This window comes from Mangrovivirga halotolerans (assembly GCF_026241165.1).
Classification (GTDB): Bacteria; Bacteroidota; Bacteroidia; order Cytophagales; family Cyclobacteriaceae; genus Mangrovivirga; species Mangrovivirga halotolerans.
This window is the reverse complement of record NZ_JAPFQN010000014.1, coordinates 13,668-28,263: the sequence shown is the minus strand read 5'-3', so window position 1 is coordinate 28,263 and position 14,596 is coordinate 13,668. Positions and strand designations below refer to the sequence as shown.

The window sequence follows — 14,596 nt, the reverse complement described above, 5'->3', positions numbered from 1 at the left end:
GTAGAAAGTTTATTAATAGATATTCAAAAGTTATACCAACTTTTTTAAGACTGTCCCAATGAGTGTATATTCGCGACAAATTTTAATGAGAATGGATAAATACGACATTATAATTATCGGTGGGGGAATAGTAGGTTTAGCAACAGCTTACCAGTTGAGTATTAAAAAGAAAGGACTAAAAATCGCTGTCCTTGAAAAGGAAGACCAGCTTGCCCTTCATCAAACCGGTAATAATAGTGGAGTGATCCATTCCGGGCTATATTATAAACCCGGCAGTCTGAAAGCAAAAAATTGTGTTGGCGGCTATAAGATGCTTCTTGACTTTTGTGATCAAAATGAAATCAAATACGAGCTTTGTGGTAAGGTGGTCGTAGCAACTGATGAATTTCAACTTTCACAGCTTGATGTGTTACGTGATCGAGGTGCTAAAAATGGACTGGAAGGAATTTTGAAACTTAATGAAAGTGAATTAAAAGAATATGAGCCGCATGTTTCTGGTATTGCGGGATTATACGTTCCTCAAACAGGGATTATTGATTATAAGGAAGTAGCAAATAAATATGCTGAATTATTTAAGAAGAATGGTGGCGAAATTCATCTAAATGCAAAAGTTGAAAATATAATATTAAAGGGTGGGGAGAGAATTCTTAACACTAATAAGGGTGACTTTAAAACCAATGTAATTGTTAACTGTGCTGGTCTTTATTCAGATAAGGTCGCAAAAATGACCGGACAGAAAATGAATGTTAAAATCATTCCCTTTCGAGGTGAATATTATGAGCTTAAACCAGAAAAACATCATTTAGTAAAGAACCTCATTTATCCAGTTCCTGATCCGAATTTCCCATTTTTAGGAGTTCATTTTACCAGGATGATTAATGGTGGAATAGAAGCAGGGCCAAATGCTGTTCTTGCTTTTGAAAGGGAAGGATATTCCAAGACAGACATTAATGTTGCAGAACTACTGGAATCTTTGACTTGGCCAGGATTTATAAAAGTGGCATCAAAATACTGGAAGACTGGTTTTGGAGAAATGTACCGATCGTTTAGTAAATCAGCCTTTACGAAAGCACTGCAAAAATTAATGCCCGAACTAAAAGAGGAAGACCTTATGCCGGGTGGAGCAGGGGTAAGGGCTCAGGCTTGTGATAAAAATGGTGGCTTGATAGATGATTTTTTAATTCTTGAGTCTGAAGGAGTTGTGAATGTTTGTAATGCTCCTTCTCCAGCAGCGACATCATCATTGTCTATCGGCGATGTAGTTTCTGATAAAATTCTAGATCAGTTTTGATGAAATAGATCTTGATTTTTTTTGGAATTCTATAAAAATAATTCTTATTTGCGCCAAATAATTACTATCAACTATAATTTTTTAAATGATGAGAGCTGTTCTAATATTGCTATTAGCATTATCTATTTCCATTTTTTCATATTCTCAAACTAAATATAGGGTAGGAAAAGTATCTGAAGATGACTGGCAGATCGAAAAATTAGATTCCTTAAAACAAGTTTGCGATGCAGTTATAATCGAAAATATCGGAAGCTCACGTATTGACTATAGTTTAGCACAAGGCTGGATGCTTGAATACAACTATTATGTCAAAGTATTAGTGCTTAATGAAGATGGAATACAGAAATATGGTAATCTTGATGTAAAGCATTATGAAAAAGATGATGTTTACATAAAGGGATATTCATATAATTTGAATGAATCGGGAAAAGTAGAAAAGGAGAAGTTTAAAACCGGGGATGCGATTAAATCTGAGTATACTTCATCCATGGAGAACTTTATTTTGCATGTTCCAAGTTTAAAGAAGAACAGTATTGTCGAATATGAACTAAAAATCATATCAGAAAATATTGCCAATGTTCGTGATTGGGAGTTTCAAGCGGAAGATCCTGTTTTTTTCAGTGAATATACCACCATTTTACCAGAATATTTTGATTTTAATGCCTTTTACCAGGGATCTTATTCTGTACAAACAGAAAATGAATCTGGTACTTCAACAATTACTGACGAAGATTTTACTGAAAATTATATTTATAAAAAAAGTGTTTATTCAGCAAAAAATCTTCCAGGAGTTCCAGATGAAATATTCTCATCTGTAAAGGAAAACTCCTTCACTAAATATAGGTTTGAAATCAGGGGTTATAAAGACTTTAGAGGTATTTATCATCCATTAGCACAAAGCTATTCTGATATCATGAAGAATAGACTCTTTAAAAGTGATAACTTTTCACAATATAAAAGGAATAATGGTGTATTGGATCAAATTCTTGGTGAAGCAAATATTGAAAACAATATAGCAGGAGCTAGAATGGTTTTCAGATCAGTTAGTAAAAATATTGCCTGGAGTCAAAAATATGGTGGTGTTTTTCCTGATAATGGTTATAGGAAGATAATAAATGATAAAAGAGGGGATGCCAGTGAATTGAATAATTTATTAATAGGGGCATATAGAAGGGCTGGATTTACAGCTTACCCTGTTTTACTCAACACTCGGGAATCAGGATTCGTAAACCCGTTTGTACCTTTATTAAGTAATTTCAACTATGTGATCTGTCTTTTAGAAATTGAAGGTCATCGCATTCTTATTGATGCAACTGAACCACACGCTCCATTTGGTATGATCCCTTTAAGATGTATTAATGGAAATGGCTTAGTAGTAAGAGATGATGCAACCGAGCAGTGGATAAATTTAAGTAAATATCTTGATGCAGAAACCCTGACGACAGCTCAATACTCGATTGATCCAGTTGAAGAAAATATTAATAAGCAAATCACCAGAAAAAGGAAGGGAGTTGATTTAATTACTTTTACAACCGGACTGGATTCAGCAGAATATGTTGAAGAATTTAAAGAGGATTATTTATCGGAGTTTTCCGGGGCAAATATTAAAGAACATAGAGTCTCTGTAGAAAATAATGCCTGTATTGAAAGCTTAGATGTTTCAAAACCTGCCTTGATTGCTAATAATACTATCTATATAAATCTTTTTGAAGATTTTCAACTCAAAAATAATCCTTTCAAAAATGAAAATCGTTATCAGACAATTGACTTTTTAAGCCCCTGGAGAAAGGTGTTTATGATTAATTTAGAAGTGCCGGAGGGATATACTTTACAATCAGAGTTAGAGAACAAGTTATTCATGACATCCGATAAAAAGATGGAATTCAGGCTAACGAAATCGAAGATCGGAAAAAAGGCGACCTATGTAGTTAAACTATCTATTGACGAAAATATATTCTTAAGAACTAAATATCCTGAAATAAAAATGTTTTTCGATGCGATAGAACAGGAACTTTCTAAACAAATAATATTAGTTAAAGAGGTATAATTTATTTTTTTATGAAGAGCAATCAAATAATTGTACTGTTATTATTTTGTATGATAACAGTGGTCAAAGGTGCTAATATAAATGCTGAAAAAAATGTTTCTCAAATAGTAACGATTAACGATGATGGCTCTTTTGAGGTGGAATTCATTGAAGAAACAATAGTATTAAACAGAAATGGTCATCAATACGCTAAAGCATTTTTCCGATATGGAGATCTTTATGACGTTAAAAATCTCAAAGCAGAAATAATAGCAAATGGGAAAACTCAAAAGGTTAAATCCAAAGAATTCTTAGATGTATCAGCTGATTATGGAGGAAACATTACTGGTGAACGAATAATTTATTATCAACCAACTTATCCTGTATACCCCTATGTAGTCAGGTATAGTTATAAAATAGAATGCTCATCACTGTTTTTCCTTGAATTTTTTGGAGCATGGTCTCCAATTAGTAGTGAAGAAGTAAAAGTGAAAAAGTATTACTATGAATTTAATTACAATCATCTTTTTAATATACATAAACAATTCAAGGGGGACACAAGTCTGTATACAGTTAGCGAGAAACAGGATGGGATTACTATTGAAATGGAAAATTATGTTTCTGAATCTGAAAAACATTATTATGTGCCCGGTTTAGATCAGGATCCAGGATTTGTACCACAACCTAATAAATTCTTTTTTGAAGGTAGTTTTGTAGATATGTCTTCCTGGAGGGATTATGGGAATTGGTTTTATAAATTAAATGAAGGAAGAGATAAGTTACCAGAGAATAAAGTTCAGGAAGTAAAATCACTTATACAGGATACTGATTCTGAGCTGGAGAAGATTGAAAAACTCTATAAATATCTTCAGAATAATACCCGATACGTTAGTATTCAGCTAGGTATTGGTGGTTGGCAATCAATGACGGCGGAAAGTGTTGCTGCCAATGGGTACGGAGATTGTAAGGGCCTATCAACCTATATGAAAGGGATGCTTGAAGTTGCTGGTATTAAATCTAATTATGTTTTGGTTGGGGCTACTTACGGAAAAATGCATCAACCATACAATATAGATGTTCCTGAAAACAATTTTAATCATGTTTTTTTGGTAGTACCTATGGAAGAAGATACTATATGGCTTGAATGTACAAGTTCGAATACAGATATGAATTACAGTGGCTTCCATATCGGAAATAGAACTGCCTTATTAGTTGATAAAAATGGATCAAAATTAATAAAAACTCCTTCGTTTACTTATGAAGAAAATGCTGAAGATCTTAAAATTGTTTATGATCTTGAAAAGGATATACCAACTTTTGAGATTAGTAAAACCGTGAAAGGTAATAAGGCTTATATGGAAGGATTAGATAATGATTATAATCTGAAAATTAACGAGATAAAAAAAAGGATGAAAAGAAACTTGCCATTTCAAGTAAGTTCTTTGAATGATTTTAAAGTGGAGAAAATAAAAGAATTAAATCCTACCTTTCAACTAACACTTAAAGGAGAAAGCAAAGGGTTGATGTCTTCAGCAGGAAATAACCGGGTGATTAGGCCATTGATGATATGTAAACTAGATGAGAGAATTAAATTAGAATTAAATTATAACAGAAAGTTTCATATAAATACAAGGCAGCAGGAAAGTTGCACGATTAAAATACTCTTACCAAAAGACTATACAATTGCAGAAGTGCCTTCTGATGTTAATCTGGAATCTACAGCAGGTAGTTATCATTTGAAATATGAGTTAAAAGAAGGAGAATTAGTGATTAATAGAAAAATCAGGTTTTCAGGAAAGGTATTTTCTCCAGAAGAAGTTAAAGAGGTGAATGATTTTTATAATAAGGTACATAAAAATGATAATAAGTCCTTGATTTTACTGAATAACAATAAGAGTTAATTCATTTTTAAAATTTAGTATATTGAAAAATATATTTACAATTATCATATTCCTTTTAACAGGGTTTCAAATAATTTTTGCACAGGAAAAGGACTCTCGTTTGGGTGAAGTGACAAAGGAGAGTTGGGATATTCATAATCTAGATTCAATTAAAGAAATTCATGATGCTGTCATTATAGAGAAGATTGGTAAATCTATTCCCGGTGAATATTTTGGACGAGTTGATTATTCGGTATACTTAAAAGTCTTAGTATTAAATGAGACCGGTGTTAAACGATATTCATCAAAAGATATTATTTATTTCAAAAGAGGATCGTTAAATTTTAATGGTATTACCTGGAATTTAAAAGATGGTAAACTAGAAAAAACTGAATTTAATGCTGAAGATAATGGCTACCATGTCGATTATTTAGGCATGTTAAATAAGGTTATTATTAACTATCCTAATGTTACACCCGGGTCTATAATTGAATATGAATATAAAATTAAAGGGTTAAGCGCTATTAATGTACCTACATGGGAGTTTCAGGCAAAAGACCCGGTGTTATATAGTTCTTTCCATTCTGGTATTTTAACAGATTATATTACGAGGGCCCACTATATAGGGGCTCATCCGGTGAAAGTCACAAAGTTGGGAAAAAGCAAAGCTATTGTTAGCCATAGAGGACGCAAATTCAAGGAATTGACAAATACTCTTTATGAGGCAAATAATGTTCCAGGAATTGTTGATGAACCATATTCACAAGTATTGAAAAATAAACTGACTAGGTATACTTTTGATTTTGTTGGTTATACCGATATAAATTCAGCCTATCATGAGTTGGGGGGTGACTATTCGAAACTTATCAATGATTATCTTCTTTCTGATGAGGGATTCACAAAATATAAGTCAAATAACAAGTTTCTTTTAGATTATTTTGAATTCTCTAAAGCGACGAATCTAACCGATACTCTTTCTATAATTAAGAAAGGGATTAATAATATGGTCGCATATAATGGCAAAGATGGAATTATACCAAGTCAAGGGTTTAGAAAAACAATTAGAGAGAAAAGTGGAAGTTCAGTAGATATTAATTTGATCTTTGTTTCTGTATTAAGGGAATTGGGATTTGTGGCCTATCCTGCAATCACTGCTACAAGAGACCTAGGTTATGTAAACCCTTACATTGAAACGATGGGGCATTTCAATTATCTACTCGTTTATTTATATAGGGGATATGATGATTTTCTTATTCTTGATGCTGTGAAGCCAGAATTAGCCCCAAATGCAATACCCCTGAAGTCTAGAAATGAGAATGCCTTAGTTATTAATGATTCAGGGGATGAATATTGGATTGATATCAATAGAAATTCATTAGCATCAACTATGACAACAGTTGAAATAAAATTGAATTCTGAAAGTAGCATAACCAAAAACATTTCCAAAATCAGAACAGATGCAGATTATGCATTATTTATGGACGAAATAGAGTATAATATAGAAGAACATAAGGAAGATTTCAGAAGAAATTATTCTAAGAACCATATTAACTCCGATTTTGAATCACATGAATTTATATTTGGAAAAGAATACTTAACAGAGAATATAACTATAACCGAAGATATATCTCAAGTTCATAATTCTTTTTACTTAAATATATTTGATGATTTTCAGCTTAGAGAATCTCCTTTTTCGTCAAATCAACGAAATTCTGATATTGATTTTATATCTCCCTGGAGTAAGAAATTTATGGTCACAATTGAAGTTCCAGAAGGCTATAAAGTCAAAGAGGATATAGAGAGTAAAGTAGTGTTGTCAAAAGATAAATTACTTAGTTGTAAGATCATTGAAAATACGAATAAACAAAAATTAACTTATATAATTATCCTGAATATTAAAAAGCACTTTTTCTTAAAGTCTACTTATGCAGGGATAAAAAGCTTTTTTGATCAGGTTAGTCTTGAGTTAAATAAAAATATAGAGTTAACCTTAGTGGAAGAAAAAAGATCTGGCATTGGCGGATAAGGGATTTAAAAATATTAAATTAGCAGCCAATGGAAGAGAATAAATCAAATAATATACCAATATTTAAATCATGGAAGGGCTGGTATGCCCTTCTTTTATTTATATTGCTTTTACAAGTTGTATTGTTTTATTTTTTAGGTAGGATATATTCCTGATTTATGAGTTGGATTGACTGGCTGGTTCTGGCAGGAACGTTGATTTTTATAGTAACCTACGGGGTGATTAAAACCCGGGGTTCAAAAGATATTGAAGATTACCTCAAAGGGGGTAATACTTCAAAATGGTGGACAATAGGTTTGTCAGTAATGGCTACTCAGGCTAGTGCAATTACTTTTTTAAGTACTCCTGGTCAGGCATATGCTGATGGGATGCAGTTTGTGCAATTCTATTTTGGATTGCCAATAGCTATGATCGTCCTTTCCGTAACCTTCATTCCAATATTTTATAAATTAAAAGTTTATACAGCGTACGAATTTCTTGAAAATCGCTTTGATGCAAAAACGCGTTCTCTGGCTGCTCTATTATTTTTATTACAAAGAGGATTAGCCGCAGGAATAACAATATATGCGCCGGCTATAATTCTTTCTACTCTTTTAAGTATTCCTTTATCTATTACTACTCTGATTATAGGGGTGCTAGTTATTATTTATACCGTAGTCGGAGGAACTAAAGCGGTGTCTCAAACCCAACAGCAGCAAATGGCTGTGATGATGGGAGGGATGATTGTAGCTGGTATTATGGTATTTGTTCTTTTACCAGATGATATATCGTTTAAAGACGCTTTATATGTTGCAGGCAAAAGTGGTAAACTCAATCCGATAAGTTTTTCTTTTGATCTGGAAGACAGATATAACATGTGGTCGGGAATATTCGGGGCTTTCTTTTTATTCATGGCTTATTTTGGAACTGATCAGTCACAAGTACAAAGATATATTTCAGGTCTATCAATTCGCGAAAGCAGACTTGGTTTGATGATGAATGGATTACTGAAAGTTCCAATGCAGTTTTTAATACTTTTTGTCGGAATTTTGGTTTTTGTTTTCTATCAATTCAATCAACCTCCCGTATTTTTCAATGAGGTAGCCATTGAAGAAATATCCGAAAAAGAGGGGAGTGCTTTCTTCGATCAGGTTAATGAAGAATTCGAGAATATTCATCAAAGTAAATCCAATGCTTACCGGGATATGCTTTCAGCAATAGATAATGGTGACGACAAAGCTTCTGAAAATGCCCTGAGTAAAGCAATGCAGATGAGTGAAGCTGAAACTGAATTAAGGTCTGAAGTAAAGAAATATATCAATGAGAAATCACCTTTGGTAGAAACTAATGATAAAGATTATGTATTCATGACCTTTGTTATGGATCATTTACCGGTTGGTATAGTAGGTTTATTGTTCGCTGTGATTTTTAGTGCAGCCATGAGTAGTACTTCATCTGAATTAAATGCATTGGGTTCTACTGCAACAGTTGATTTTTATAAAAGATACTTCAAAAAAGAAGCTTCACAACAACATTACTTAAATGCCAGTAAATTATTAACACTATTCTGGGGCATCTTAGCTATGACATTTGCCTTTAATGCAAATCTTCTTGAGAACCTTATTCAACTAGTTAACTTATTGGGGTCCTTATTCTATGGGGCGATTCTAGGTATTTTTGTTACAGCGTTTTACATTAAATTTGTAAAAGGAACTGCAGTATTTATTGGTGCTGTAGTAGGAGAAGGACTGGTTATTGTGACTCATATTCTAAATGTCAAAGAGATCTTCGAGATCGGATATTTGTGGTATAACCTAATAGGATGCCTGGCTGTAGTATTTGTGGCAGTAATTATTCAGTGGATCAGAAATAATAGGGCATAAAAAAAGGAACTCCTTATGAGAGTTCCCTTAAATATTTGATGTTTTTTTTACATCATTTCTTTCCATTTCTTAATCGCGTCCTGGTTATTTTTGATGTAACCAAAATCTCCATTTGGATTTTCTTTAGCTAGCTCCATTGATTTTTCAGCAGTTTCAATTGCAGCTTTGTAATCTCCGTTTTTAGCTTGCATTTTAGCTTTATTATGCATCAACCAGAAAGCTTTTGGATTTGCTTCAAGAGCTTTGTTTACCCATTCGATGGCCTGATCCATATCATCTTTATCTGCCATTAAATAATAATTAGCAGCTGCTGCATATAAGCTTGCGTCAATATCTCCCTCAGCATTAATAACCTTTTCATTGATCTGAGCCATTACCTTACTGTCGACTTCAGTTGAAATTTTAAAGCTGACGACAGTGTTTCCCCATTTGATGTCCATCATTGCATCGGCGAAACCCAGATTTGAAAATTCGATCGTCAAAGTTTCAAAGAAAGTTTTTGAAGATGTTGGTTTTACAGAAAATCTAACCAGATCATCTGATTCATCGTAACCTCCTGAACCCCAAAGCTCAAGGTTTCTGTGAATAATAATATCCCAGCTGTCTTTTCCAGGAATTGTATATAAGGAATATTTTCCAGCTGGTATTTCCTTTCCTTCAAAGGTAAAGTCATCACTTAATGTGATCTTTGTTGAAGCATTCGCCCCGGTTCTCCAGATTTGATCGTAGGGAACTAATGAACCGAATATTTCTCTTCCTTTAGCTCCTGGACGAGAGTATTCAACTTCAATTGTACTTAATCCTACAGACTGAGTTAGTTTCGCTGACGGACTGGGTTGTGGGAGTTGGATACCTTGTTGTGCATTTGCCGTAAACATTATTAATGTCAGGGCAATAATTGAGAAAATAGATAGTGTTTGTTTACGCATGGTAGTTTATAATATGTTTATTAATTTCTTGTAACGTTATAAGCAGTTATACTGTTTAAATATTAAATGGAAAAATTAAGCAAAGAATTTTATTTACAAAATAACGTAGTTAGTGTTGCGAAGCAATTATTAGGTAAGGTAATTAACTATCAAAATGATGGAATTTTACATCAGTTAAAAATTGTTGAAACTGAAGCTTACAGAGGCTTTAATGATAAGGCTTGTCATGCATCGGGTGGAATGACAAAACGAAACACGGTGATGTTTATGGAAGGCGGCAGATGTTATATTTATCTGTGTTATGGAATTCACCATTTATTTAATATCGTTACCAATTCAGAAGGTACTGCCGATGCTATTCTTGTTAGAGCTGTAGAACCGGTTAACCAATCAGACTACATCTATCCTGCAACAGATGGGCCTGGCAAATGGACAAAAGCAATTGGATTAAAAAAAGATAAAACGGGACAAAGTTTAATTTCAGATGAATTGTTTTTAACTAATATGCCGGAATTATCTGATGAGGAGATCATGGTCAGCACCAGGATAGGTGTAGATTATGCAGGTAAGGATGCTTTAAATCCATGGCGATTTTATATTAATGAGTCTGAATTTGTTAGTAAAAGGCTAAAGGAGGACTTTTTGCTTTCAGAATTGTAATGAATATTGGTTTGGTTTTTGCGTAATACAATAATATTGTATTTTAACGTTTTAGAGCCTGATGGATATGAACGATTACAATATTTAATGCAATGTAATATTGGACAAATTTTAGTTTGTCTTTAATATTGATTTCACCAAATATCCAGTTATTTTTGAAATTAAAACAGATCAATTTAAAAATGGCCAACAAATTACCACTCATTCTTTTATTTTTCCTGGTCTACATAGGTTATAGCCAGAATTTTGGCGATGAACAAAAAAGCATTGGAGATGCTATTAATAGCAAAGAAGATGAAAGTGTTCCAGTAGTTTCACCAGATGGTAATACACTTTATTTTACCCGGGCTCACCATCCTGGTAATGTCGGCGGAAAATCAGATAAAGGAGATATCTGGATATCAAAAAAAGGGGCTGATGATAAATGGGATGCCCCAAAAAATGTAGGAGCACCATTCAACGATAAAAGAAAAAATTCAGTCTTAGGATTCTCATCTGATGGGAATATTATTTATTTATATGGATTGTATAGTGAAGATAATTCAGCACCCAAAACTCAGGGGCTTTCATTTTCAATAAAAAGAAATGGTGAGTGGTCTTTTCCTCAAAAGTTGGATATTAAATATTTCAGAAACTATTCTGAAAACCAGGATATTTTTGTATCAGATGATGGGACTATTATGATACTTGCCCTCCAATCCTTTGATACAAAGGGTGCGGAAGATTTATATGTTAGTTTTTTAAATATTGATGGATCTTGGAGCGAACCTAAAAATCTTGGAAATGTTATAAATACAGAGTTTCAGGAAGTTACACCTTATCTTCTAAAGGATAACAGGAATTTATTCTTTTCATCTAATGGCCATGACGGATTCGGTTCAAAGGATATTTATGTTAGTACCCGTTTAGATGATTCCTGGACAAACTGGAGTACTCCTAAAAATCTTGGTAGTGGCATTAATACTTCAGGCATGGAAAAATCTCTGTTTTTTGATCCATCAGGAGAGTTTGTCTACCTGGTTTCAACTCATGACAGCGATGGATATGGAGATATCAAAAAGGTAGATGTAAAACCAGAAGAGATCATTCCTGAAGATACTACAAATGAAGTGGTAACACGCCAGGTAGTACCCCAAGTTATTAAAAAGGATTCAGCAATAATCCATCGGGTAGTGGAGAATAAACTCATCTCATTCAGAGGCTCACTCAGGAATAAGAAAGATAAAACCTTAGTAACTGACGGTGTAGTTAATATTGCCCTGCCGGAAGATAAACAAGTAATAAAAAAGGTGGAAACTAATTCAGGATACTTTGATGTTTCCTTAAAAGAAGAATACAAAGATCAAAAGGTCCTAGTACGGGTCGTTAGTCCTGGGTTTATGCCAGAGGAAAAAGCAGTGTATCTAAATTCTGACAGCCTTTCTGAAAGTATTGATGTATTACTTAATCCATTAGAGGTTGGATCAACCATTCAACTTAATAATGTTCTTTTTAAAAGAGGTACAGCAACAATGCTTACCGGCTCTTATGATCAGCTAGACTTAGTTGTTCAAATGCTAAAGGAAAATCCGAATATGAAGATTAAATTATCCGGACATACCGATAACAGAGGAAACCCTAAACTAAATTTAAAATTAAGTGAAGAAAGGGTAGAGAGAGTGATAGAATATTTAACAGAAAAAGGAATACAGAAAAGCAGGATGAATGGTAAAGGTTATGGAGGGTCACAGCCAATAGCTTCTAATGCTACTGAGGCAACCCGCCGATTAAACAGACGTGTTGAATTCACTATTATAAAGAATTAGAAAGTCTAAAGAATAAAAAAAAGCTGCTAAATGCAGCTTTTTTTAGTTGGCACTGTGATTTAAAAAATAGTCCGTTTCCGGAACTGTTGTAAAAAATCAGAATGATAGGATTTTGATTTCTACCCTTCTGTTTCGCTGTTTGTTTTCTTCTGAATCATTCGGTGCGACAGGTTTTGCATCACCATATCCAATTGTTTCTATTCGTGATTCTTTTACCCCAAGATTAATAAGGTGGCTTTTAATCATGTTAGCTCGGTCGAAGCTTAGCTTTAGTTTAGCTTTTTCATGACCAACATTGTCAGTATGTCCTTCTATTCTTATTTTGATTTTAGGGTTTCTTTGCATTAAATAAGCTATATTTTTCAAATCGGGATAGCTTTCTTTTAAAAGAATAGGTGTGGTTCTTTTGAACAGGAGGTTGTTCATCCTGATGTTTCCACCTTTGGATAAAGGTTCTGCTTTAAGATCTATTCTTGTTTTTACTTTTACATCAGAAAGGTCTATACGCTTGTTAAAGCCAAATATATGATCACCCTTTGCAGAAATATCAATTGAAGCTACTTTAGGTATCATTAAAGTGTATTTTCCTGAATTTTTTGATGTGTAAGCCTGTGCTAATTCTTCGCCAGTCTCTGAATCCTTAACCTTTACTGTAACGGTTTCCTTATTGAGGCCTTCAACGTTTCCTTCAATCAAAACTGTAGTTTCAGGAGTGTAATCAATATGAGATGATGGTAGCCTGTAAACATTTCTGGTTTTTGAATCTGATTTTGTTCCTGATATAAAATAAGCATAGTCAGATATATTAGAAATGGAATAATAAGCTTCCCAACCTGGTGAATTTACTTGTGGTCCCATATTTACTGGTGCCGACCATTTTGTCCATGAATCATCAAGTCTTTTGGAATAATAAATATCACTTTCGCCATAACCTTCGTGTCCAGTGCTGGCAAAATATAAGGTTTTACCATCAGCAGACAGGTATGGAGAGAATTCTGCACCTTTGCTATTAATTATATCTCCCATATGTAAAGGAGGAGACCATTGCCCGTTGTCTAATACAAATGAAACATATAAATCCTGGTCGCCACGGCTGTCATTTCTTTCAATAGCCATTAAAAGCGTACGATTATTAGGTGCCATGTGGAAGTCAGCATAAATGCTGTTATTGTAATAAGAGTATATTTTAATATCCTCAGGTTGAGACCATTTGCCATCTTCATTTTTAAACGATTGAGACACAGGAGCAGAGGTGCCTTTATAACTGTTTAAAAGTAATATATGATTACCATCAGGTGAAATTGAGATTAGTCCGTTTGCACCATGTGTATTTATTGGTGAACCCATATTTACAGGGTAAGACCATTTTCCGTCAATCATTCTTGAGTGATATACATCCTGTTCGTCTGTTATGCCTCCTTTGTTTCCCGGGTAGAACATTCTTGAAAAGAATAAAGATTTTCCATCTGGAGAGATAATAGGTTTCACTTCATGGAAATTAGTGTTTATGCCTAATCCCGGATCTTCCAGATTAATTTGAAATATTCTTTCTTTAACGTTACTTCTCGATGAAGAAGTGTCAGATTTTGCGATCAGGTTGCAGGTAGAAAAGGTAAAGATCGCAATTGCTAAAAATGAGTACTTAATAAATGCCATAGCTTTTGGTATTATGTTATAATGCTAATATAATATAGATATTAATACAAGTCAAGTGCATTATATTATTTTATGTAAAAAATTTCTGATTTATTGTCATTTAAGCTTATTAAAAGCATTTTACCATCTTTTTGTTTGTTAATTATTTCCCGGATATTTTCTCGCTCGATTGTTTTAATTCTTTGCCTGTCGCTTTTAATAGGTTTTAATTGAGTTGTCATTTTGTTCATCCAGTTCATTATAGAGACATTAGATACATCAATTAAGTCTTCTATCGGGCGGTAGCCCATGCCTTCCAAATGAAGAAACAGGGCTAAACGTTTTAAATACGAAGGTTTCTTGCCTTTTTGCCTGGTTGAGTAATGGTAACCACATGATTTACAGAGGTACCTTTGTCTATCGTTTACAAATCCGTCTTTTACTTTTTCTGTGCTTAAACATCTAGGACATTTCATGGAATA

The 14,596-nt window shown here is 33.5% G+C and carries 10 protein-coding genes; 7 read left to right on the top strand and 3 right to left on the bottom strand.

The genetic code is table 11. The features are described 5' to 3' along the window. Positions 1 to 91 precede the first annotated feature (91 nt). The 5 genes from lhgD (at position 92) to OO013_RS19555 (ending at position 9,085) form a co-directional block, all read left to right on the top strand. Positions 92 to 1,291, top strand: a complete 1,200-nt coding sequence (lhgD, locus tag OO013_RS19575) for an L-2-hydroxyglutarate dehydrogenase (RefSeq protein WP_266058779.1) — start codon at positions 92 to 94, stop codon at positions 1,289 to 1,291. Positions 1,292 to 1,376: 85 nt separating this feature from the next. Further along, positions 1,377 to 3,338, top strand: a complete 1,962-nt coding sequence (locus OO013_RS19570) for a DUF3858 domain-containing protein (protein ID WP_266058778.1) — start codon at positions 1,377 to 1,379, stop codon at positions 3,336 to 3,338. Between the two features lie 11 nt (positions 3,339 to 3,349). Next, positions 3,350 to 5,218, top strand: a complete 1,869-nt coding sequence (locus OO013_RS19565) for a transglutaminase-like domain-containing protein (RefSeq protein ID WP_266058777.1) — start codon at positions 3,350 to 3,352, stop codon at positions 5,216 to 5,218. Positions 5,219 to 5,240: 22 nt separating this feature from the next. After that, positions 5,241 to 7,223: a DUF3858 domain-containing protein gene (locus OO013_RS19560; RefSeq protein ID WP_266058776.1), complete on the top strand. Its 1,983-nt coding sequence runs from the start codon at positions 5,241 to 5,243 to the stop codon at positions 7,221 to 7,223. Positions 7,224 to 7,381: 158 nt separating this feature from the next. Then, positions 7,382 to 9,085, top strand: coding sequence for a sodium:solute symporter family protein (locus OO013_RS19555; protein ID WP_266058775.1), 1,704 nt, complete (start codon positions 7,382 to 7,384; stop codon positions 9,083 to 9,085). A gap of 47 nt (positions 9,086 to 9,132) precedes the next feature. Here the strand turns inward: OO013_RS19555 and OO013_RS19550 are convergent, their stop codons facing one another. Next, a complete protein-coding gene (locus OO013_RS19550; RefSeq protein ID WP_266058773.1) occupies positions 9,133 to 10,014 on the bottom strand; it encodes a DUF2911 domain-containing protein in 882 nt (293 codons plus the stop codon). A gap of 66 nt (positions 10,015 to 10,080) precedes the next feature. Between OO013_RS19550 and OO013_RS19545 the strand changes: the two genes are divergently transcribed. Both OO013_RS19545 and OO013_RS19540 read left to right on the top strand, forming a co-directional pair. Next, the gene (locus OO013_RS19545) at positions 10,081 to 10,674 is read left to right on the top strand and encodes a DNA-3-methyladenine glycosylase (RefSeq protein ID WP_266058771.1); all 594 of its coding nucleotides are present in this window, start codon (positions 10,081 to 10,083) and stop codon (positions 10,672 to 10,674) included. A 182-nt stretch (positions 10,675 to 10,856) separates the two neighbouring features. Next, the gene (locus OO013_RS19540; protein WP_266058770.1) at positions 10,857 to 12,479 is read left to right on the top strand and encodes an OmpA family protein; all 1,623 of its coding nucleotides are present in this window, start codon (positions 10,857 to 10,859) and stop codon (positions 12,477 to 12,479) included. Positions 12,480 to 12,575: 96 nt separating this feature from the next. On the opposite strand, the gene OO013_RS19535 is transcribed toward OO013_RS19540, so the two are convergent. Both OO013_RS19535 and OO013_RS19530 read right to left on the bottom strand, forming a co-directional pair. Next, the gene (locus OO013_RS19535) at positions 12,576 to 14,135 is read right to left on the bottom strand and encodes an OmpA family protein (RefSeq protein ID WP_266058768.1); all 1,560 of its coding nucleotides are present in this window, start codon (positions 14,133 to 14,135) and stop codon (positions 12,576 to 12,578) included. Positions 14,136 to 14,200: 65 nt separating this feature from the next. Beyond that, the gene (locus OO013_RS19530) at positions 14,201 to 14,590 is read right to left on the bottom strand and encodes a transposase-like zinc-binding domain-containing protein (RefSeq protein WP_266058767.1); all 390 of its coding nucleotides are present in this window, start codon (positions 14,588 to 14,590) and stop codon (positions 14,201 to 14,203) included. Positions 14,591 to 14,596 lie beyond the last annotated feature (6 nt).

Coding starts and splice junctions, on each gene's coding strand:
- lhgD (WP_266058779.1), top strand. CDS start 92: ATGGATAAATACGACATTATAATTATCGGTGGGGGAATAGTAGGTTTA.
- OO013_RS19535 (WP_266058768.1), bottom strand. CDS start 14,135: ATGGCATTTATTAAGTACTCATTTTTAGCAATTGCGATCTTTACCTTT.
- OO013_RS19570 (WP_266058778.1), top strand. CDS start 1,377: ATGATGAGAGCTGTTCTAATATTGCTATTAGCATTATCTATTTCCATT.
- OO013_RS19550 (WP_266058773.1), bottom strand. CDS start 10,014: ATGCGTAAACAAACACTATCTATTTTCTCAATTATTGCCCTGACATTA.
- OO013_RS19545 (WP_266058771.1), top strand. CDS start 10,081: ATGGAAAAATTAAGCAAAGAATTTTATTTACAAAATAACGTAGTTAGT.
- OO013_RS19555 (WP_266058775.1), top strand. CDS start 7,382: ATGAGTTGGATTGACTGGCTGGTTCTGGCAGGAACGTTGATTTTTATA.
- OO013_RS19530 (WP_266058767.1), bottom strand. CDS start 14,590: ATGAAATGTCCTAGATGTTTAAGCACAGAAAAAGTAAAAGACGGATTT.
- OO013_RS19565 (WP_266058777.1), top strand. CDS start 3,350: ATGAAGAGCAATCAAATAATTGTACTGTTATTATTTTGTATGATAACA.
- OO013_RS19540 (WP_266058770.1), top strand. CDS start 10,857: ATGGCCAACAAATTACCACTCATTCTTTTATTTTTCCTGGTCTACATA.